This is a genomic window from Labrys sp. E2SS-1L, assembly GCF_057073705.1.
The window spans coordinates 865443-886031 of the sequence record NZ_CP172712.1; the positions used below are offsets into that span (position 1 = coordinate 865443).

The following is a 20589-nucleotide window of genomic DNA, read 5'->3' on the forward strand; positions in this document are numbered from 1 at the left end:
CTAAAACTTAGTTCGTTTTCTTAAGCAACAAACTGGACCTGCCATGCCGGAGACCATTCCCGCCCTCAGCCTCAGCGCTCTCGACGACCTTGCGGGAGTGGTGAAGGCCCTTCCTGTCGATGCCGCCGATGGCCTGATCGAAGCGCTCGCCACGGCAGGCCGTATCGCGATCTATGGCGCCGGGCGCGAAGGGCTGCAGATGCGTGGCCTAGCCATGCGCCTGTTCCATCTCGGGCTCGACGTCCATGTCGTCGCCGACATGACGGTGCCGCCGATCGGTCCCGGCGATCTCCTCTTCGTCTCCTCCGGGCCAGGCGCTTCCAATATCGGCGATGCCTTGATCGGTGTCGCCCGCAAGGCCGGCGCCAAGGTCGCGGTGGTGACGGCCCAGCCCGAAGCCCGCACACCCAAGCTCGCCGATATCGTCTTCACCATTCCGGCCCAGACCATGGCGGATGACCGGGGCGGCGGGGTTTCGGTGCTGCCGATGGGATCGCTGTTCGAGACGGCGCAGATGCTGGTGTTCGAGATCATCGTGCTGAAGCTGCGCAATCGCCTCGGCGAAACCGCCGAGACGATGCGGGCTCGTCACACCAATCTGGAGTGAGGCCATCAGGCTTCTGGCGAGACCTGGTCCTTGAGAAAGGCCGAGACGGCGTCTGAAAAATCATAGCCGTCGAAGGCCGAAAGCGGCACGCCGTGCTCGACCAGGGCCCGCGCACAGCCGACATAGTCCTGCGGCACGACGCTGGCGATATCCTCCGCCTGGCTGGCATAGGAGAGCGTGCCGAGGACGTTGTTGCCGAAGCCGTGCTCGGTGCGCCAATCGGCGCCCTCTTGCAGCAGCAGGCGCAGCATGGCGGCATCGCCCTGGAACATCGCCTTGTTCAGGGCGGTCGCCGACCATTCGTGCTCCTTCACCTCACGGGGCCAGCCCAGGCCGAGCATGACGCGGACGGCCTCGATCGCCCCGTTGCCGGCGAGCTGAGGCAGGGTCCTGAGCTGTCTTTCCGAAAGGCGGGCGAGAACATCCGGCTCCCTTGCCAGGATATCGGCGGCCACGGCCCGGTCGGCCCGCGTGCAGGCCGCGACGAAGGCTTCTTCCTGCGTAAGGTCTTCCTCGACACCCAGCGCCTCGAGCATCGCGACCACGTCGGTGCGGCCCTGCTCCTGGGCAAAACGATAGAGGCTGATTCCGCCAGGCCCCTTGCCACGGGGATCGGCGCCGGCGTCCAGCAAGGCCCGGACATGGGCGCTGGAGCGTCCGCGCAGGATGGCATGGTGGATCCAGGCCTGCTCCCTGGCGTCGCCGCCATGGGCGAGCAGCAGGCGGAGCGTGTCGAGCTTGTCGAAATCGAGCACGCGGCCCAGCGCATTGGTGCCGGTGACGCGTGCGCCGGCGGCGAGCAGCAGGCGGGTGCCGACGTCGTCGGAACTCTCGACCGAGTGATAGAGGGATTCATTGTCGTTCGGATCGGCACCCGTCTCGAGCAGCAGCCGGATCATCGCCTCGTCATGCGTGCGCCCCGCGGCGCCATAGAGCACGGAAAGCGGCGAATCCGGCCAGCGTGGGTCCGTCCAGCTGGCATTGACGTCCGCGCCATGAGCGAGCAGCAGGCGGGCGCAGGCGAGCAGCGGCTCCTTGAAGTCCGGCTCGCGGATGAGGCCGGAATGGCTGACGCCGATCAGGGGCGGCATGGCCAGAGGGCCGCCGCTGCGGTTCACGAAGGCCGGATCCTCGGCGATGAGGGCCCTGAGCCGGACTTCGTCGCCGGTGACGCAGGCGAGCCAGGGATCCTGTCCGAACAGGGCCGGCTGTTCGGCGAGGGTGCGGCGCGCCAGATGACGCTGGGCGGCATTGCCCTCCAGCACCCAGGCGAGCCAGGTCCGCAGCCGCTCGGCCGCGACGCTGCGCGTCCACTCGACATAGTGCTTGAGTTCGCTCCAGGAGCGGAAGCCGTAGTCGCGTGCGATGACGGACTGGGCGTCGTGCAGAGCGAGCTCGCGGCCGGCGAGCCCTGCCGGATCGAGGCCCCGCGCCGACGGCAGAAGCTCGGCGAAGCGGCGAAGCGCCTCGCTCTCGCCGTTGCGGGCGGCGCGCAATAGCTGCTTGGCCTGGTTCTTGAGATGCGAAAGGTCGGGCGAAACCGGAAGGGTCTTCATGGTGCCTCCATGTGCGCAGGGCCGAAGACCCGCAATCGGCTGCACAGGGGCAGGTCGTCCTGGTGTCGATGATTGTGAGGGGGCTGTGCCCTTCCCGCGGGTCCGGAGGCGTCTCGCAGCGCCGATAGGGAGCTTAGGAGTTTTCATGCCTGGATGGAAGCCCTGCCCGGTCGCGGAGCAGCCACCTTTCATTCGGAGAAGAAGGACCCTACGCGCTGGCGCTCCGGGTCTTGCCGAGCGATGACATCAGGTCGCCGAAGCGCTCGCCCTGCACGGCGACATGGGCTCGCAGCTGCTCGGCGGCATGCTGGGCCTCCCCGGCGCGGATGGCGGCGACCACCGCCTCATGCTCGGCCTGCGAGGTCCCCATGCGATTGCGCACGCGCAGCTGCAGGCGGCGGAAGGGAGCCAGGCGCTTGTTGAGGGCCACGGCCTGGCTCGCGAGGAACTTGTTGCCGCTGGCGCGGTAGATGACGCGATGAAACGTCTCGTTCTCATAGTAATAGCTGTCGGGATCACCATTGGCGGCCGCCTCCTGGCAGGCCGCCAGGGCCGCCACGAGAGCCTGCTCGTCCTCGGGCAGGAGACGGCGGGCGGCGAGGCGCCCGCACATCGCCTCCAGTTCCGCCATGACCTCGAACATTTCCATGAGCTGGCTGGCGTCAGGCGCGCTGACGATGGCACCCCGGCGGGTTCGCAGCTCCACCAGCCCGGCGGCGGCGAGCTGCTGCAGCGCCTCGCGGATCGGCGTGCGCGACACGCCGAAACGCTCGGCCAGGGACACTTCGTCAAGACGCTCACCCGGCTTCAGCTGCCCGGTGGCAATCTCGTCCTCGATCGAATCCCGCAATTGGGTGGCTCGGCGCTCGGTCATAGGCCCATATCGCGCCTTCTGCCGATGCCGGCAAGCCGTGATTGCCTTTACGGCGCCGTGGAAGGCGAGGCATGCCGGTTCGGCCGCCTCGCCTGTTTGCATCAGGCTGGCTTGAGCGCCGGCGGCAGCCTGTTCTGCGGCCAGCCCGTGGCCTGCTCATAGGCGTAAGCGAGCTGCAGCACGGACATCTCGGCATGGTTGCGGCCCACGAGCTGCATGCCCATGGGCAGCCCGCGTTCGTTGAAGCCGGCAGGCACGCTCATCGCCGGGCAGCCCGACATGGTGACCGGGATCACCACCTCCATCCAGCGATGATAGGTATCCATGGCGCGGCCGTTGACCTCCTTGGGCCAATGCGTGGTGGCGTCGAAGGGGAACACCTGCGCCGACGGCAGGATGAAGTAGTCATAGCGCTCCATGAAGGTGCGGACCGCCTGATACCACTGCGTGCGGGCGGCGGCGGCATCGGAGAGCTGGACGGCGCTGAGCTTCAGATAGTTTTCGATCTCCCATTGCGCCTCCGGCTTGAGCAGGGCGCGCTTGGCCGGATCGTCATAGAGCACCTTCAGGCCTGAGCCGGTCTGCCAGGCGCGCAGCGGCAGCCAGTTGCGCCAGACATTCTCGATCGGATAATCGGGCCGGGCTTCCTCGACGGTGCAGCCGAGCGTTTCGAAGGTCTTGAGCGCCGTCTTGCAGAGCTCGAGCACGCCCGGTTCGAAGGGCAGGTAGCCGCCGCAATCGCCGAGCCAGGCGATGCGCACGCCCTTGAGATCGCGCTTCAAGGGCTCGGTGAAGCGGGTGGGATCCTCGTGGAGGGAAAGAGGCGCGGCAGCGTGGTAGCCCGACTGCACCGCGAGCAGCAGGGCAAGATCCGAGACATTGCGCGCCATCGGCCCGTTCACGCCCAGCGCGGCATCGAACACATCGGCACCGGGCGAGGGCACCCGCCCGAAGGAGGTGCGGAAGCCCAGCACATTGTTGAAGGCCGACGGGTTGCGCAGCGAGCCGGCATGGTCGCTGCCATCGGCGACCGGAAGCATGCGCATGGCCAGGGACACTGCGGCGCCACCGCTGCTGCCGCCCGAGGTCTTGCTGTGGTCATAGGCGTTCAGCGTGGTGCCGAAGACCTGGTTGTAGGTCTGCGACCCCAGCCCGAACTCCGGCGTGTTGGTCTTGCCGATGACGATGCTGCCTGCACGCTTCATGCGGTCGACGAAGATCGCATCGGCCTTGGGAATGCGATCCTTGAACAGAGGCGAGCCCTGCGTGGTGGGGATGCCCTTGGTATCGGCGAGGTCCTTGATCGCCTGCGGGAAGCCATGCATCCAGCCGGCATAGTCACCGCGGGCGAGCTGGGCGTCGCGTTCCCCGGCCTGCTTGAGGAGGTCGCCGCGATCCTGTCGGGAAACGATGGCGTTGACCGTGGGATTGAAACGGTCGATGTGATCGAGATAGGCCGTCATCACCTCCACGCAGGAGATGGATTTCGACTTGATCGCCTGCGAAAGCGGAATGGCATCCATCATCACGATGTCGGAGGGCGCTGTTTTTGCCAGGGCCCGGCCGGACCAGGCCGCCTGGCCGACAAGAGCGGCCGATGCCGCGCCCGCCAAACCCTTCGCGCTCAGATTCAGGAAACCGCGTCTGCTGATGCCACGCTCCTGCGTGGGTTGCGATATGCCGCCGCTTTGCTTGCTGGCCATGGGACACCTCCTCGATCAGCCTTCTGGGTGAGGCCGTGTCCACACACTGTCAGACTCTGTGTCACCGAGCAATTAAATTGTATACAAAAATATAGATTAAAAATACATAAGAAGCATTTACTTATGCAATAAGCGAACCGAGTTTCTGCGATCTGCTTGAGGTCGACGGCGCGCGTCGTCGCCCGGCGCGCATGGTGCGGGCCTCAGTCAGTCGCGACCGCAAGCTCGGCATGAAGAGAGTGGCTTTCGCAATGGGACGCCGGGACTCTGCTGCGCGCCGCTTGTGCCTAGATGCCGCCGACCGTTTTCCGATCGGATGCACCAGACTCCAGGAATCGCGCCCGGCGCCGCGGTTACCCTCGGTCTTCGACCAGCGCTGCCAGCTGCCCTATCACGGTGCCCCAACCGTCATGGAAGCCCATCTTTTCATGCAGGGCGCGGTCGCCATTGCTCTTGTGCATGACATGGGCAGTGTAGCCGGTTCCGTCCGGATGGTCGGCGAAATCGATGACCGCCGTGATGAAAGGCTGTTCGGCGGGGCGCCAGCCACTGGTGAGCGCATTGGTGAAGACGATGCGCTGCCGGTCGTCGACAGTCAGGAAGCAGGCGTCGAGATGGGGCTGGAAGCTGCCGCCATTCTCGCTGATCCGGGTCACGAAAGCACCGCCCGGCGACAGGTCCATCTCGACGACCTGGCATCGGGCAGGAGCAGGTACCCACCATTGTTCGAAGAGGGCGGGTTGGGTCCAGGCCTGCCACACGGTGGCCCGCGGGGCCTTGATGATGCGGGTGATGCGGAGGTCGCGTTCGGGATCGAAGTGACGGCTCACGTCGGCGGCTCCTTGTCGAGCAGGGTGGCAACCAGGCGCTCCAACCTGTCGGTTCGACCTTCCCACACGGCGTGCTGGGCGGCCAGCCAGCCCTCGACCGCGGCGAAAGCCTGTTTCTCGATGGTGCAGGTTCGCACGCGCCCCTGCTTGCGGGTGCTGATCAGGCCCGTGTCCTCGAGCATGCGAATATGTTTCATGAAGGAGGGCAGGGCCATGTCGAAGGGCTCGGCGAGGTCGCTGATGCTGGCCGGCCCCTGCCCCAGGCGTCCGAGCACGGCGCGACGGGTTGGATCCGCCAGGGCCAGGAAGATCTCGTCGAGCTGCTCGGTACGATAAGCCATCAGGCTAAGTATCAAATCGGCGCCCAAACCGCAAGGACCTCGTCCGGCCTGCGCTTCGAACCCCGTCTCCGGCCAGCCTTCCCGGGCGGCAAATATACAATTCAAACAATTTGAATAATAATTATGACTCTAAATCGAACGTACGAGCGTATTGTTGATTGCCATGACCCTCAGTCTCGATAATATGAAGGTATGAGTGACGAAAGGTAGTTGCACGTCAACGACCCAGGCGGATCGATCAAAATGTCGATCGCCCCGGCTGAAGCAAGCGACGTATCGGTAACTGGACAGTCTGATGCCAGGCTGAGTTGGAGGAAATAATGTCCTGGTTGGTTTGCATCCTCCTATACTGCTTGTCTTCCTCGATCATGGCTTCTTTGCTCGGACAATTGCTCCGTGAGGAACGCGTTTCCTGAACGCAACGGCATGCGAAGAATTCTCTCCTTCGTGAGGGCAGAGCCAACCAATACCGCGGCAATTGCATGAATCACCGTGCCGGCCTTTGATGACGACAAGGCGTGCCCCCGGCGTGCCGCCACTTGGGCTTGGGACAAGGTATCGACATGGCGCTGCGCTTTCTGATGGATGGACCCGAGGGGGCCGGGGTCACCCTCCTGCTCGCGCACGGGGCCGGGGCTCCGATGGATTCGGCCGCAATGTCGGCCAGTACTGAGGCGCTCGCTGCGGCCGGATTGCGCGTTGCCCGGTTCGAATTCGACTATATGGCGGCCCGGCGCCAATCGGGTGCCCGCAAGCCGCCGCCGCGGGCGGAGACGCTGGAAGGCGAATATCGCGCCGCCATTCAGGCATTGGGAGCGGCTGGCCCTCTCATCATCGGCGGCAAGTCGATGGGCGGCCGCGTCGCCAGCCTGATCGCCGACGATCTCCATGCCGAGGGCCGCATCGCCGGCCTGCTCTGCCTCGGCTATCCCTTCCATCCCATCGGCAAGTCCGAGCAGTTGCGCACCGCCCATCTCGCCGGCATGCGCACGCCGGCCCTGATCGCCCAGGGAACGCGCGATCTTTTCGGCACGCGGGACGAGGTTGCGACCTACGCCTTGTCGCCTCGCATCGAGATCCTGTGGCTGGAGGATGGCGACCATGACCTCAAGCCGCGCAAGGCCGTCTCCGGCTTTTCGGCCGCCGATCACCTGCGTACCATGGCCGCTCGCGTTTCGGCCTGGGCCGCCCGCATCACGAAGTCATGACGGCAGCGTGCCGAGAAAGTCGAGCACCGCCCGGCTGAAAAGCGCCGGCCGCTGCAGCGGCGCGAAATGGCTCACGCCCGGCAGAATGGTCAGCGTCGCACCGGGAATGGTGCGGGCCAGATAGGCGGCATGGTCGGGTCGGATGAACTCATCATGCTCGCCCAGCACGATTTGCACCGGTACATCGATAACGCTTAGATCGTTCGCGCTATAATTGGGTTGGGTGCGCATCATCTCGCTGACGGCGGCAACAAAGGGCTCGAAGCTGTCGGGCGTGGCTGACAGCGCGGCGTAATCCTGGCGATGGCGCGCAAAGCAGCGGTCGAGTGCCGTGCTGGGCTCCATCTCCTTGGTGCCGCTGGGGTCCATATTGCAGGCGAAGAAAAAGACGCCCTCCGCGCGCGTGGGATACTGGGCGGCCAGCACCAGGGCAATGCAGGCGCCGTCGCTCCAGCCGACGAAGCGGGCCTTCTCGAGGCCGAGCCGATCCATCACCGCCAGCACGTCGGAGGCCATCAGCTCATAGGAATAGGGCCTGTCGTCGCGTGTGCTGCGGCCGTGGCCGCGGCTGTCGACCAGCACGACGCGATAGCCGGCGGCCCGCAGATCATTCAGTTGGTAGCCCCAGTTGCCGGCGTGGCCGAGACCGCCATGCAGCAGGATCACCGGCGGCCCGTCGCCATAGGACGCATGCCAGATGCGGGCGCCGTCATGCTCGAGCCAGCCCTCGATATCGGCCGGCGGCAGCGGCGGGGCGCCATAGGCGTGGAAATGGCTGAGATCGTCATCCTGCGTGCTCATGGCCGTTCCTTCCTGTCCCGGTAGCAATCCGGGGGTCCTTGGTGTCGGTTTACCACATCCGGACCAATTGCAAACAGCAAGTGCTCTTGTTCAGGCAGGCAGCCCCTGGCCGATCCCGCCCGCTTCATTCGCTCAGCAGGCCATGACGCCGGTGCCAGTCGTCCAGCGATTCCTCGGGATAGGTATCGAAATGCAGATAGCCGGGACCGGATGGTACATCGACCCAATCCGGTGCATCCGCGAGCATCATCTCCACGATTTCCGGCGGCTTCGGCAGCGGCGTATCGATCGCCGAGGCATGGGGATGGACCAGCTCCGGCCAGCGCGGATCCCACAGCCAGAGCGCGCTGCCGCACTCCCCGCAGAAATGCCGCCCGGCCGGCGAGCGCTGGTCGGGCTGTCCCTCTTCGCGCAACACGGCGTGATAGACGCGCAGATGCTCGCGCCCCTCCACCTTCAGGCTGTCGGCGTGGGCGCCGAGATTGATGGCATAGCCGCCCGATCCCGCCGTCTTGCGGCAGATCGAGCAGTGGCAATGCATGAAGGGGGCGGGGCTCATTGCATCGACGCTGAACGTCACGGCGCGGCAATGACAGGATCCTTTCAGCAGCATGTGCGTTTCCCTATAGTTTTGGTCCAGGTGGACGAGATGATCGGCTTTCGGCCGGAGCCTCCTCGCCATCCAATCCGGAAAGGATGACCCTTGAAAGGCAGATTCGTCATCATCGCCGCCGCAGCCCTGCTGTCCTCCTCCGCTGCGCAGGCGGGCGAGTATGCGCCGCTCGACTGCGCCAAGGCGGCCTCGCCGGCCGAAAAGGCCGTCTGCGGCAGTTACGCCCTCGGTCAGGCCGAAGCCCGCATGGCCACGCTCTACGGCGTCTCGATGTCGCTGGTGGCAATGGGCCAGCGCGGCAATATCGGCGAGGCCCAGCAGGCCTGGATCAAGACGCGCGAGGCCTGCGGCGCCGACACCGCTTGCCTCGACAAGGTCTATGGCGAGAGGATCGGCATGCTGGACGAGGTCATCCGCAACATCGCTTCGCACGGCCCGTTCTAGCCGGAGAGCCGGCAGGCCCCGCAAACCGGGGCCTGCGGCGGCCTGGAATCCCCATTTGTCCTTGGCGTTGCAATCCCTTCCTGCTATTGCGCGCGGATGAGCGAAGAACTGATCGAAAATATCCGGAATTTCTCCATCGTGGCCCATATCGACCACGGCAAGTCCACCCTTGCCGATCGTCTGATCCAGGCCACGGGCACGCTGACCGACCGCGAAATGGTCGAGCAGGTGCTCGATTCCATGGATATCGAGCGCGAGCGCGGCATCACCATCAAGGCGCAGACCGTGCGCCTGAACTATCGTGCCCAGGACGGCAAGGACTATGTCCTCAATTTGATGGACACGCCCGGCCATGTCGACTTCGCCTATGAGGTCTCACGCTCGCTGGCGGCCTGTGAGGGCTCGCTCCTGGTGGTCGATGCCTCCCAAGGCGTCGAGGCGCAGACACTCGCCAATGTCTATCACGCCATCGATGCCAATCACGAGCTGGTGCCGGTGCTCAACAAGATCGACCTGCCGGCGGCCGAGCCCGATCGCATCAAGCAGCAGATCGAGGACGTGATCGGCATCGACGCCTCCGAGGCCGTGCCGATCTCGGCCAAGACCGGCCTCAACATCGACCTGGTGCTGGAAGCCATCGTCACCCGCCTGCCGGCGCCCAAGGGCGACCGCAACGCCCCGCTCAAGGCGTTGCTGGTGGATAGCTGGTACGACGCCTATCTCGGCGTGGTCGTGCTGGTGCGCATCTTCGACGGCACGCTCAAGAAGGGCCAGCGCGTCAAGATGATCGGCACCAACGCCCAATACGAGGTCGATCGCCTCGGTGTGTTCAGGCCGAAGATGCAGGCCATCGCCGAGCTTGGGCCGGGCGAGATCGGCTTCATCACGGCGGCGATCAAGGAAGTGGCCGATACCCGCGTCGGCGATACCATCACCGACGATCGCAAGAACACCAACATCGTGCCGCTGCCGGGCTTCAAGCCGGCCCAGCCCGTGGTGTTCTGCGGCCTGTTCCCGATGGATGCGGCGCAGTTCGAGGATCTGCGCGCCGCCATGGGGCGGCTTCGCCTCAACGACGCCTCGTTCTCCTTCGAGATGGAATCCTCCGCGGCGCTCGGCTTCGGCTTCCGCTGCGGCTTCCTCGGCCTCCTGCATCTGGAAATCATCCAGGAGCGCCTGGAGCGTGAGTTCAATCTCGACCTGATCGCCACGGCACCCTCTGTCATCTACAAGATCAACATGACCGATGGCAGCCATATCGAGCTGCACAATCCGGTCGACATGCCGGATGTCGTGAAGATCACCTCGATCGAGGAGCCGTGGATCCGCGCCACCATCCTGACGCCGGACGACTATCTCGGCTCGATCCTCAAGCTCTGCCAGGATCGGCGCGGCGTGCAGGTCGACCTCAACTATGTCGGCAAGCGCGCCATGGTGCAGTACGATTTGCCGCTCAACGAGGTGGTGTTCGACTTCTATGACCGCCTGAAGTCGGTATCGAAGGGCTATGCGTCCTTCGACTATCATCTGACCGACTACAAGGAAGGCGATCTGGTCAAGATGCAGATCCTGGTCAATGCCGAGCCGGTGGACGCGCTGTCGATGCTGGTGCATCGCGACCGGGCCGAGAGCCGCGGCCGCGCCATGTGCGAGAAGCTGAAGGACCTCATCCCCCAGCACATGTTCGTCATCCCGATCCAGGCGGCGATCGGCGCCAAGATCATTGCCCGAGAGACCATCCGGGCCTTGCGCAAGGATGTCACCGCCAAGTGCTATGGCGGCGACATTTCCCGCAAGCGGAAGCTTCTGGAGAAGCAGAAGGAAGGCAAGAAGAAGATGCGCCAGTTCGGCAGCGTCGACATCCCGCAGGAAGCCTTCATCGCCGCGCTCAAGGTGGATGGGTAAGCGGAGCCGGCGGCTTTTCCTGGGACCGCCAGCATCTTGCTGGCATCTTAAAACCCTCACTCAGGGAGTGAGGGTTTTCGAGTGAGGTGTCGCGCTCGAGAAGAGCCAATCCTCGGCCTTTTCGCACAGACGAGCCTGTACCGGATTCTGTTCGATATAGTAGCGGGCAGCCTCGAAATGGCGCTCGTCACGGATCTTCCGGTCGAAATATTCCCGGAACCAGACCTTCCCTTCCCGTTGCAGCAGCCGGTTTATACCGAGTGCCGTATAGGACTTCCAGGAACCGACTATAGAGCTGTGGGCGTGCCCGCCGACGGGCGTCATCAGGGCATGAACGTGATTGGGCATGATGCACCAGGCGTGGAGCCGGTATCGAGTTCCGTCGAAAAAAAACAGAGCAGTCCGAACGATATTCGCAACCTTGGGCGAGGTCAGGAATGCTTCGCCGTGCCCTCGATCGAGTATCTCCTCCAAGCGCTTCCGCTGTTCAATCACGGCTTTTTCTTCAGGTATTTGGGACAGGTCGGCCAACGCCTGCTTCACGATAGGCAGCGGCAATGAATCCGCGAGCCGAAAGCAGATGGACTGCAGAGCCTCGCCAGCTTCCCAGTGAGGAAGATAGCCGCGTGAATACCATTCTGTTTGGAGGGTCTTCATGGGAACGGCGACCACGATGAGGGCTATCAAGAGCCAGCAGGATGCTGGCGATCCCAGGAACGGCCAACGCCCCTCACTCGCTGTAGCGCTCCTCCCGCCAGGGATCGCCGCGATTGTGATAGCCGCGCACTTCCCAGAAGCCCGGCTTGTCGCGGCTGGCGAATTCGATGCGGCTGAGCCATTTGGCGCTCTTCCAGAAATACAGCCGGGGCACGACGAGGCGCACCGGGCCGCCATGGTCCGAAGTCAGCGGCCTGCCTTCCCAGGCATGGGCGATCAGCACGTCCTCGCCGAGGAAATCCTGCAGGGAAAGGTTGGTGGTGTAGCCATCGGCCGAATGCAGCACGACGTGGCTCGCTTCCGGCTTGGGGTGCACGATCTCGGCGAGGGCTGATGTGGGCAGGCCCTCGAAATGATTGTCGTAGCGCGACCAGGTGGTGACGCAGTGGATGTCGCAGACCTGCGTCACCTGGGGCTGGGCCGCGAAGGCCGCAAAATCCCAGACGACCGGATTTTCGACCGCACCGAACACATCGAGCTGCCAGCGCGCCTTGTCGATGCCGGGCTGCAGGCCGAGATCGAGCACCGGCCAGTCCTTGACGAGATGCTGGCCGGGTGGCAGGCGGTCGCTCTGAGGCCGGGAAGCCCGGCCGGTGAGGAACTTGCCGGCCTGGGCCCAGAGCTGCTTGGTGCGGGTGAGCTTTGAATCGGCCGGCGTCGCCGGGTCTTCGTCATCGGCCATGGTGCCCTCCAAAAAGACAAGATAATGCATATTTCGATGGATGGTAGGTCGGCTGCTATAAGGGCCGTACCCGAATCGAGGTCCTCATGTCCGCTGACGCCAATCCCCTCCTCGCCCGCTGGTCCACCCCCTTCGAAGCGCCGCCCTTCGCCGATATCCGCACCGAGCATTATCATCAGGCCTTCGAGACGGCGCTGGCCGAGAACAGGACTGAGATCGACACGATCGCCGGCAATGAAGCGGAGCCGAGCTTCGATAACACGCTGGCGGCGCTGGAACGGTCGGGCCGGTCGCTCGACCAGGTCGCCTCGGTGTTCTTCAACCTGGCCGGCTCGAACACCAATGACGAATTGCAGGCGATCGAGCGCGAGATGGCGCCGATCCTGTCGCGCCACCACACCGCGATCTATCTGAACGACGCCCTGTTCCGGCGCGTCGACGCCGTCTTCGCCCGCCGCGCCGAACTCGGCCTGTCGCCGGAGCAGGCCCGTGTGCTCGATCGCTATCACACCGCGTTCCGCCGGGCCGGCGCCGGCAGGCCCGAGGCGGTCAAGCAGCGTCTCGCTGCGATTTCCGAGCGCCTCGCCAGCCTTGGCACCCAGTTCGGGCAGAACGTACTGAAGGACGAGAAGGCCTGGTCGATGAAGCTCGACGGCGAGGCCGATCTCGCCGGCCTGCCCGATTTCCTGCGCTCTGCCAGCGCCGGTGCGGCGGGTGATCGTGGCGAGAGCGGTCATGTCGTCACGCTGTCGCGTTCCCTGATCGAGCCCTTCCTGCAATTCTCCGCCCGCCGCGACCTGCGCGAGACGGCCTTCAAGGCCTGGCTGGCCCGTGGCGAAGGGGGCGGCGAGACGGACAACCGCGCCTTGATCGCCGAGATGGTGGCGCTGAGGGCCGAGCGCGCCAGGCTCCTGGGCTATCAGACCTTCGCCCATTACCGGCTCGATGATTCCATGGCCCGCACGCCCGAGGCGGCGCTCGATCTCCTGCGCTCGGTGTGGCAGCCGGCCCGTGCCCAAGCCGAACGCGAACGCGCGGGCCTGGAGGCTCTGGCCGCTGGCGAGGGCGACAACATCGCGCTGCAGGCCTGGGACTGGCGCTACTATGCCGAGAAGAAGCGCCGCCAGGAATTCGACCTCGACGAGGCCGAGCTCAAGCCCTATCTGCAGCTCTCCAAGATCATCGAGGCGGCCTTCGACACGGCCCGGCGCCTGTTCGGCATCACCTTCACCGAGCGCAAGGACGTGCCGGTCTATCATCCCGACGTCAGGGCCTTCGAGGCAAAGGATGCGGGCGGCGCCAGCATCGGCCTGTTCTATGGCGACTATTTCGCCCGGCCCTCCAAGCGCAGCGGCGCTTGGATGAGCGCCTTCCGCAGCCAGGAGCGGCTGAACGGCGCGATCAGCCCGATCATCGTCAATGTGATGAATTTCGCCCGCGGCGCCGAGGGCGAGCCGACCCTGCTGTCCTTCGACGACGCCCGCACTTTGTTCCACGAATTCGGCCATGGCCTGCACGGCCTGTTGTCGGACGTCACCTATCCCCTGCTCTCGGGCACCGGCGTGGCGCGCGACTTCGTCGAATTCCCCTCGCAGCTCTACGAGCACTGGCTCGAACAGCCCGAAGTGCTGCAACGCTATGCCGTGCACTACAAGACAGGCGAGCCGATGCCGAAGGCCCTGCTCGATCGCTTGCTTGCCAGCCGTACCTTCAACCAGGGCTTTGCCACGGTGGAATATGTCTCCTCCGCTTTGGTCGATCTCGAAATGCATCTGCTTGATAAGGCCGAGGGCTTCGACGCCGGTGCCTTCGAGGCCAAGGTGCTGGGCGAGATCGACATGCCCCGGGCCATGGTGATGCGCCACCGGCCGCCGCATTTCCAGCATGTCTTCTCGGGCGAGGGTTATTCCTCGGCCTATTATTCCTATCTGTGGTCGGAGGTGCTCGATGCCGACGGCTTCGATGCCTTTGTCGAGACCGGCGATATCTTCGATGGCGAGACGGCCCGCAAGCTCAAGCAGTTCGTCTATGCCGCCGGCAACCGGCAGGATGCCGCGCAGGCCTATCGCGACTTCCGCGGCCATGATCCCAAGCCCGAGGCCTTGCTGAAGAAGCGCGGCCTGGCGGCATGAGGGGGTGCCGGTCTTCGGACCGGCATTGACCCCCTACGGTCGTCTTGGACATGCCGGTCTGAAGACCGGCACACCGCTACGCCGCGTGCCGCTCCGCGGCGGCGCCGAAATGGTCGACATAGCGGGCGCTGATCTTCTCGACCGGCAGGACCACCAGCACGTCGGTAGTGCCGAACTGGTGGTCGACCACTGCGCCGTCGCCGAAAGTGGCGCCGAGGCGCAGATAGCCCTTGATCAGCGGCGGCAGGGCATGCAGCGCTCGCTTGACGTCGATGCCTTCCTTGGCGATGCGGTTCATCGAGACATAGCGCTCCGGCACGGCCTTGACGCGCCATTCGCCCTCGGCGGCAGCATGGTGGTGCAGGAAGGCGAGCGGCAGGGCAAGGCGGCTTGGGTCGGTGCCCTCCAGGCTGGCGCAGCCCAGCATCACGTCGATCTTGTGATGCAGCACATAGGTCCAGATCCCGTGCCAGAGCAGTTCCACCGTGCGCTTGTTGCGATAGGCCGGCAGCACGCAGGAGCGGCCGAGCTCGAGGAAGCGGCGGCCGGGATGGGCGGCTATCAGCGGCTCGATGGCATATTCGCCGGCCGAATAGAAGCCGCCATGGCGCTCGGCCACGTCCTGGCGCAGCAGGCGATAGGTGCCGACCACGCGGCCGCCCGGCTTGCCCAGCTTGGTGGGAGCATCATGGTCGATCACCAGCAGATGATCGCAGAGCGTATCGTAATCGTCGCGGTCACGCCTGGAGATCAGGGACAGCGCGTCGGGAATGGCCGCCATCTCCTCGTAGAACACTTGATAGCGCAGCTTCTGCGCCTTCTTCACGTCCCTTGCGGTCTCAGCCAACCGCACTTCCAGGGAGCCGATGCGTCCGAGAGTCATCGGCAGACCGATATTCTCGATGCGACGCTGGCGCAAGGCGGGCTTCAGCCGGCGGCGCGGCGCCAAGGGCACGATGCCGGCCGGCAGCCTGCTGCCCCAGCCGCGCGGATTGATCATTGCAAACAAGCCTTTCGGCGTCGTCGTCGGCATCTTCAGCCCCTGCCCGAATCCCCATCGGAGCAGCATCATCACAGTTTTCGCACGGATTTGTGACAACAAGCCGCAGTATCGCGTTACCTGATCAGGCAGGCTCTTTCGGCGCCATGGCTTGGTCGATCGCCACCACGATCAGGCCGAGGGCAAGGAAGCCCGCCAGGATGACGAGGCCGTTGGCGAGGGCGCCGCCATAGCCGAGGACCGTGACGTCGGCGAAAGGGTAGAGATAGCGGCCGGTCAGGGCGCCGTAGAGCAGCGAATAGGCGACATAGAGCAGGGGGTAGAGCATCCATGCCAGCGGGTCGCGCCAGCTCAATCGTCCCTTCGGCACGAAGAGGAGCCAGTAGAGCACATACAAGACCGGAACGACGCGATGCAGCACGCTGTCGACGGCAAGCGTCAGGCCGCTCATCGGGCGCAGCCCGGTGAGAAGGGCGGCGAAGATCACGCCGACCACGAAGATATAGATGGCCACGGCTGCCCGGGTTCCCGGCCGGGTCAGCAAGCCGTCGCGTTCTCCCAGAAGGGCGCTGGCCCCGGACACGATCGCCACCAGCGTGTTGGTGAGCACGGTGAAGTAGCTGAAGACGAGGATGACGCCCTCGAGCGCGCTGCCGCCCCGCGCCTGCACGGCCTCGATGCCCAGCAGCACCTGCAGCAGCACGGCGGCGCCTGCGATGAGCGCGATCATCGCTGCGAAGAGGCGCCCGAGCCCTGGATTGCCTGTCACGACGTACCTCGCCGTGGCTGCGATCCGCAGCTTAGCAATGGATCCATCATCATGATACCGTCAAACGTCATTGCCGGGCCCGGATGGCGGAGCCGGCGAGTGCGCGATCGAGTGCTACCAGCGCGAGGCCGAGGCCGTAGAAGGCCAGAAGGATGAGGGCAGCATTGGCGAGGGCGCGGGGATAACCGAGCACCGGCACGTTGGAGAACGGGTAGAGATAACGCCCCGTCAGAGCACCATAGATCAGCGAATAGACGACATAGAGCGCCGGAAAGGCGAGCCAGGCCAGCGGATCGCGCCAGGCCAACCGGCCCTTTGGCACGAAGATGAGCCAATAGAGCGTGAAGAGCACCGGCACCACCCGGTGCAGGGCGATGTCGACGGGGACGGCGAGGCCCGTCAACTGCCGCAACCCGGCGAGAAGCACGGCATAGATCACGCCGACGATGACGATGTAGACGGTGACGGCCGCCCGGGTCGAGGGCCGGGTCAGGAATCCATCAGCCTCTCCGCGCAGGGCGCAGGCGGTGGCGACGACGGCCAGGATCACATTGGCCTGCAGCGTGAAATAGCTGAACACGGTGACGAGGCCGTCGAGCGCCGTCCGACCCTGTGCCATCACGAAGGACGTTACGATCCAGGCACGCAGAACGACGGCGAGCCAGGCCGTGACGGCGATCAGCGCCGCAAAAAGGCGTCCGGCTGCCTGGCTGCCCGTCATGAATCACCTCGATCGCTGCTGCGGCTGGCAACCCAGTCTAAAGCATCGAGCCGAAAAGTGGACGCCGGTTTCGCGAGAACGATGCGGCCACAATAACTTACGGCCTCGGCCGAGGCTGGCAAACCCGCAGCGGTCAATAGGGATCGCTGCGTTCGAGGATCTCCTGGCCCATCAGCACGCAGTCGCCCGGGATCTGGGCGTAGATCAGGCGCATGCGATACTCGCCCTTGTAGATCGAGCCCTCGACCTCGATCACATCGAAACGCCCCTTGCCGACCAGGGCGCCGACGGTACCGATCGCCTTGACGCTATCGGCATCGACGCGGGCGCGGTCGTCATTGTCGGAATGGAAAGCCAGCAGCTTGGTGGCCTGCTTCACCGCGGCATCGGCGCAGCGGGGGCGGGGAGCGGCCAGGGAAGCGGTGGTGCCGGCGAGCAAGGCAAGGGAGGCGAGAAGGACGGAAATGCGCATGACATGTCTCGGGTGAACATCGGCTGGGTGGTGTCTGCAGATAGCGGCTTGGCGGCCGCGTCGCCAGCGTGCCGATCAATCCACCCGGCTGCTGACATCCACGATCTCCTGGCCCAGCATGGTGCAGCGGCCCTGCGCATAAAGAATACGCACGCGATACCGCGCGCGATTGACGAAGCCGACCACCTCGATCACATCGAGGCGGTCACCGATCTCGGGGCGCTTGATCGGTGGCAGCACGCGGATCGGCAGTTCGCTCAAAAGAGCGTAATCGAGCGAAGTCCCGTAGTTGAAGGCGATCAAGGCTTTTGCCCTGCGTCCGGCATCTCCCATGCAGGGATGCTCCGCCGCCATCGCCAGGCCTGACGAGAAAGCTGGCGAGAAAGAAAGGGCAGCAGCGAGAAGCAAAAGGGAAGAGCGCAAGAGGATCACCTTTGAAGGAGTGGCGGATGCCATCGATAATCCGTCATTCTGCCGCTGATGGTGCGCTTTCGCTCACGCCAGCACCGTCGCCCTGTCCGTCCGCGCCCGGTAGCTCAGCGCCTCGGCGATGTGGATCCGGCCGACATCGGCCTCGCCGTCGAGATCGGCCAGGGTGCGCGAAACGCGCAGCACGCGGTGGAAACCGCGGGCGGACAGGCGCATGGCCTCCGAGGCGTCGCGCAACAGCTTGGTGGCGGCCGCATCGGGGCGGGCGACCTCCTCGACCACATTGACCGGCACGCTGGCATTGGTGGAGCCATCGGGCAGGCCAAGCGTGCGATAGCGCCGGGCGGCGCGGTCGCGGGCCTCGGCCACCCGGGTCGCCACCTCGGCCGACCCCTCGGCCGGCGGCGGCAGGATGAGATCGGCGGCGGAGACGGCGGGCACCTCGACGACGATGTCGATGCGGTCGAGCAGCGGGCCGGAGATGCGGGCCTGGTAGTCGGCGGCGCAGCGCTCCACCGGCCCACGCCGGCAGGCGAAGCCGGGATCGTTGGCCTTGCCGCAGCGGCACGGGTTCATCGCCGCGACGAGCTGGATCCGCGCGGGATAGGCAACGCGGGCATTGGCCCTGGCGATCACGGCCTCGCCCGATTCCAGCGGCTGGCGCAGGGCATCGAGGGTCTGCGGCGCGAATTCCGGCATCTCGTCGAGGAAGAGCACGCCGTGATGGGAGAGCGAGACTTCGCCCGGCCGGGCATGGATGCCGCCGCCGATCAGCGCCGCCATCGAGGCCGAATGATGGGGCGCGCGGAAGGGGCGCCGGCTGGTGAGTTCGCCACCGGCGAGCTGGCCAGCCACCGAATGGATCATCGAGATTTCCAGGAGCTCCGCCGGCACCAGGGGCGGCAGGATCGAGGGCAGCCTTGCCGCCAGCATCGACTTGCCAGAACCCGCCGGACCGATCATCAGGAGATTATGCGCGCCGGCTGCCGCCACCTCCAAGGCGCGCTTGGCGGTCTCCTGGCCCTTGATGTCCCTGAGATCGGGCAGGGTGGCCGGCGCCGCGGCGATGCGCGGCTGCGGGCGAGAGAGCAACTGCGTGCCCTTGAAATGATTGACCAGCTGGATCAGGGAGCGCGGGGCGAGAATGTCCATGTCGGGGCCGGCCCAGGCCGCTTCCGGACCGCAGGCGGCCGGGCAGATCAGGCCGAGCCCGCGGCCATTGGCGGCGACGGCCGATGGCAGCACGCCGGCGACCTTGGTGATGGTGCCGTCGAGGCCGAGCTCGCCCAGCACGCAGTAGCCCTCCAGCGCATCATGCGGAATGGCGCCGATGGCGGCCATCACCCCGAGCGCGATGGGCAGGTCGAAATGCGAGCCTTCCTTGGGCAGATCGGCCGGGGCGAGATTGACGGTGATGCGCTTGGCCGGCAGGGCCAGGCCGGCGGCGGTCAGGGCGGCGCGCACCCTTTCGCGCGCTTCCGACACCGCCTTGTCGGGCAGGCCGACGATGGTGAACACCACCGAACCGGTCATAATCTGGACCTGCACGTCGACCTGGCGCGCTTCCACGCCCTCGAATGCCACCGTCGCGACGCGCGATACCATCTCGTTCTCGTTTCCCCATCAACCCCGCCGACGATAGCGGGGAAGCGCGGCATCGCCAAGCAAAATGAGAACAAAACGTGACTATCGGTGCTCGACAGTTCGGTGAGCACCGAAACATTCGGCTGCGGTTCCAGCTAGGCAGGAGGGCATGAACAGCCTCGATGAGAACGGGAACGCGATGGCCGGCATGGCGAACATGGCAAACCAACCGGTGTTGCTTCTGGCGCTTTCTGCCCTTTGGGGAGCGTCCTACGCCTTTATCAAGGTCGGCGTCGAAACCATTCCACCGGTCACGCTGATCGCCGCCAGGACCCTGATTGCAGGAGCCATTCTCGTCGCCGTCCTCCGGCTGCGCGGGCTGGGATTGCCGGCGGATCGGCGGATATGGGAGCGCTTCGCTCTTCAGGCCTGCCTCAACAGCGTCGTGCCTTTCACCCTGATCGCCTGGGCCGAACAGACGACCGATGCGGGCCTTGCGACGATCCTGAATTCCACCTCGCCGATCTTCGCCTTCCTGCTGACGGCGGCGCTCACCCGCCACGAAGCCGTCACCGGCCGCAAGCTGTTCGGCGTTGCGGCAGGGCTGATCGGAACCTGCCTGATCGTCGGCGTGGAGGCGCTCGGCGGCTTCGGGCATGAAATGGGCGCGCAGCTCGCCATCGTCGCCGCCACGCTCTGCTATGCCGGCGCCGCGATCTTCAGCAAGTCCTTCAGGGGGCTCGATCCGATGATACCGGCCGCCGGCTCGCTGGTCTCTGGCGCGATGGTCCTGGTGCCGGCCAGTCTCATCGTCGATCGCCCCTGGACCTTGGCTCCCAGTGCCACTTCCGTGCTGGCTCTCCTTGCGCTTTCTGTTTTCTCGACGGCTGTGGCTTTCGTGATCTATTTCCGGCTCGTGCAAACGCTCGGTTCCGTCGGCACGACCGCACAGGCTTATCTTCGGGTGCCGATCGGTGTTGCGATCGGCGTCCTGTTTCTTGGAGAAACGTTATCCTCGACGGCTTGGGCGGGCCTGGCCTGTGTGGTCGTCGGTGTCGTCGCCATGACGATGCCAGCCCGAAAGCTCGGATGATAAGCCTCGCCTTGGCTCTTCAAGCCCATGCGATTCGAGGAATGGTGAGTCTGTCTCTCATAACCTTTCGGTTATGTCTGGCGGCCAACATACTATTTGTAGCGATTT

Annotated in this window: 22 protein-coding genes; 7 read left to right on the forward strand and 15 right to left on the reverse strand. The window is 65.1% G+C overall.

What is annotated here, in order from left to right:
• Positions 1-43 precede the first annotated feature (43 nt).
• Positions 44-607 carry an SIS domain-containing protein gene (locus ACIGJE_RS03980; protein ID WP_367623575.1) on the forward strand — a complete coding sequence of 188 codons (564 nt, stop codon included), beginning with the start codon at positions 44-46 and terminating at the stop codon, positions 605-607.
• 5 nt (positions 608-612) lie between these two features.
• On the opposite strand, the gene ACIGJE_RS03985 is transcribed toward ACIGJE_RS03980, so the two are convergent.
• The 5 genes from ACIGJE_RS03985 to ACIGJE_RS04005 all read right to left on the reverse strand — a co-directional run bounded on the left by ACIGJE_RS03985 (position 613) and on the right by ACIGJE_RS04005 (position 5911).
• Positions 613-2163, reverse strand: coding sequence for an ankyrin repeat domain-containing protein (locus tag ACIGJE_RS03985; RefSeq protein ID WP_483679370.1), 1551 nt, complete (start codon positions 2161-2163; stop codon positions 613-615).
• Between the two features lie 208 nt (positions 2164-2371).
• Complete coding sequence (locus ACIGJE_RS03990) at positions 2372-3037, reverse strand: GntR family transcriptional regulator (protein ID WP_483679372.1); 666 nt, start codon at positions 3035-3037, stop codon at positions 2372-2374.
• 101 nt (positions 3038-3138) lie between these two features.
• Positions 3139-4740 carry an amidase gene (locus ACIGJE_RS03995; protein WP_415081821.1) on the reverse strand — a complete coding sequence of 534 codons (1602 nt, stop codon included), beginning with the start codon at positions 4738-4740 and terminating at the stop codon, positions 3139-3141.
• A gap of 353 nt (positions 4741-5093) precedes the next feature.
• Entirely contained in the window at positions 5094-5570 is a 477-nt protein-coding gene (locus tag ACIGJE_RS04000) for an SRPBCC family protein (protein WP_415081819.1), read from the reverse strand.
• A complete protein-coding gene (locus tag ACIGJE_RS04005) occupies positions 5567-5911 on the reverse strand; it encodes an ArsR/SmtB family transcription factor (protein WP_311934118.1) in 345 nt (114 codons plus the stop codon). The genes ACIGJE_RS04000 and ACIGJE_RS04005 overlap by 4 nt, the downstream gene beginning before the upstream one ends.
• 563 nt (positions 5912-6474) lie before the next feature.
• Here ACIGJE_RS04005 and ACIGJE_RS04010 point away from each other — a divergent pair.
• Positions 6475-7119: an alpha/beta family hydrolase gene (locus ACIGJE_RS04010; protein WP_311934120.1), complete on the forward strand. Its 645-nt coding sequence runs from the start codon at positions 6475-6477 to the stop codon at positions 7117-7119.
• On the opposite strand, the gene ACIGJE_RS04015 is transcribed toward ACIGJE_RS04010, so the two are convergent.
• Positions 7114-7920 carry an alpha/beta fold hydrolase gene (locus ACIGJE_RS04015; RefSeq protein WP_483679375.1) on the reverse strand — a complete coding sequence of 269 codons (807 nt, stop codon included), beginning with the start codon at positions 7918-7920 and terminating at the stop codon, positions 7114-7116. The genes ACIGJE_RS04010 and ACIGJE_RS04015 overlap by 6 nt on opposite strands.
• A gap of 124 nt (positions 7921-8044) precedes the next feature.
• Positions 8045-8533, reverse strand: a complete 489-nt coding sequence (locus ACIGJE_RS04020) for a GFA family protein (protein WP_415081814.1) — start codon at positions 8531-8533, stop codon at positions 8045-8047.
• A 90-nt stretch (positions 8534-8623) separates the two neighbouring features.
• Here ACIGJE_RS04020 and ACIGJE_RS04025 point away from each other — a divergent pair, with 90 nt between their 5' ends.
• Together ACIGJE_RS04025 and lepA are read left to right on the forward strand one after the other, a co-directional pair.
• Entirely contained in the window at positions 8624-8977 is a 354-nt protein-coding gene (locus tag ACIGJE_RS04025; RefSeq protein WP_415081812.1) for a lysozyme inhibitor LprI family protein, read from the forward strand.
• A 96-nt stretch (positions 8978-9073) separates the two neighbouring features.
• Positions 9074-10882 (forward strand): translation elongation factor 4, encoded by a 1809-nt coding sequence (lepA, locus tag ACIGJE_RS04030; RefSeq protein WP_311934124.1) that lies wholly within the window; start codon positions 9074-9076, stop codon positions 10880-10882.
• 60 nt (positions 10883-10942) lie between these two features.
• Here the strand turns inward: lepA and ACIGJE_RS04035 are convergent, their stop codons facing one another.
• Together ACIGJE_RS04035 and ACIGJE_RS04040 are read right to left on the reverse strand one after the other, a co-directional pair.
• A complete protein-coding gene (locus ACIGJE_RS04035; RefSeq protein WP_415081810.1) occupies positions 10943-11539 on the reverse strand; it encodes an REP-associated tyrosine transposase in 597 nt (198 codons plus the stop codon).
• Between the two features lie 73 nt (positions 11540-11612).
• Positions 11613-12281 (reverse strand): sulfite oxidase-like oxidoreductase, encoded by a 669-nt coding sequence (locus tag ACIGJE_RS04040; protein WP_415081808.1) that lies wholly within the window; start codon positions 12279-12281, stop codon positions 11613-11615.
• A gap of 86 nt (positions 12282-12367) precedes the next feature.
• Here ACIGJE_RS04040 and ACIGJE_RS04045 point away from each other — a divergent pair, with 86 nt between their 5' ends.
• Positions 12368-14413 (forward strand): M3 family metallopeptidase, encoded by a 2046-nt coding sequence (locus ACIGJE_RS04045; RefSeq protein WP_415081806.1) that lies wholly within the window; start codon positions 12368-12370, stop codon positions 14411-14413.
• 76 nt (positions 14414-14489) lie between these two features.
• Here the strand turns inward: ACIGJE_RS04045 and olsB are convergent, their stop codons facing one another.
• The 5 genes from olsB to ACIGJE_RS04070 form a co-directional block, all read right to left on the reverse strand.
• Positions 14490-15413, reverse strand: coding sequence for a l-ornithine N(alpha)-acyltransferase (olsB, locus tag ACIGJE_RS04050; protein ID WP_415082047.1), 924 nt, complete (start codon positions 15411-15413; stop codon positions 14490-14492).
• A 124-nt stretch (positions 15414-15537) separates the two neighbouring features.
• A complete protein-coding gene (locus tag ACIGJE_RS04055) occupies positions 15538-16182 on the reverse strand; it encodes a Pr6Pr family membrane protein (RefSeq protein ID WP_415081804.1) in 645 nt (214 codons plus the stop codon).
• A 67-nt stretch (positions 16183-16249) separates the two neighbouring features.
• The gene (locus tag ACIGJE_RS04060; RefSeq protein ID WP_311934130.1) at positions 16250-16903 is read right to left on the reverse strand and encodes a Pr6Pr family membrane protein; all 654 of its coding nucleotides are present in this window, start codon (positions 16901-16903) and stop codon (positions 16250-16252) included.
• 133 nt (positions 16904-17036) lie between these two features.
• Positions 17037-17375 (reverse strand): hypothetical protein, encoded by a 339-nt coding sequence (locus ACIGJE_RS04065; protein WP_311934131.1) that lies wholly within the window; start codon positions 17373-17375, stop codon positions 17037-17039.
• A gap of 75 nt (positions 17376-17450) precedes the next feature.
• A complete protein-coding gene (locus tag ACIGJE_RS04070) occupies positions 17451-17678 on the reverse strand; it encodes a hypothetical protein (RefSeq protein ID WP_311934132.1) in 228 nt (75 codons plus the stop codon).
• On the opposite strand from ACIGJE_RS04070, the gene ACIGJE_RS04075 reads away from it, so the two are divergent.
• Positions 17665-17856 carry a hypothetical protein gene (locus tag ACIGJE_RS04075; RefSeq protein WP_394313981.1) on the forward strand — a complete coding sequence of 64 codons (192 nt, stop codon included), beginning with the start codon at positions 17665-17667 and terminating at the stop codon, positions 17854-17856. The two genes, ACIGJE_RS04070 and ACIGJE_RS04075, sit on opposite strands and share 14 nt — an antisense overlap.
• A gap of 14 nt (positions 17857-17870) precedes the next feature.
• On the opposite strand, the gene ACIGJE_RS04080 is transcribed toward ACIGJE_RS04075, so the two are convergent.
• Entirely contained in the window at positions 17871-19409 is a 1539-nt protein-coding gene (locus ACIGJE_RS04080) for a YifB family Mg chelatase-like AAA ATPase (protein ID WP_311934134.1), read from the reverse strand.
• A gap of 148 nt (positions 19410-19557) precedes the next feature.
• Between ACIGJE_RS04080 and ACIGJE_RS04085 the strand changes: the two genes are divergently transcribed.
• Positions 19558-20481, forward strand: coding sequence for a DMT family transporter (locus ACIGJE_RS04085; RefSeq protein WP_367623589.1), 924 nt, complete (start codon positions 19558-19560; stop codon positions 20479-20481).
• The last annotated feature ends 108 nt before the right edge of the window (positions 20482-20589 follow it).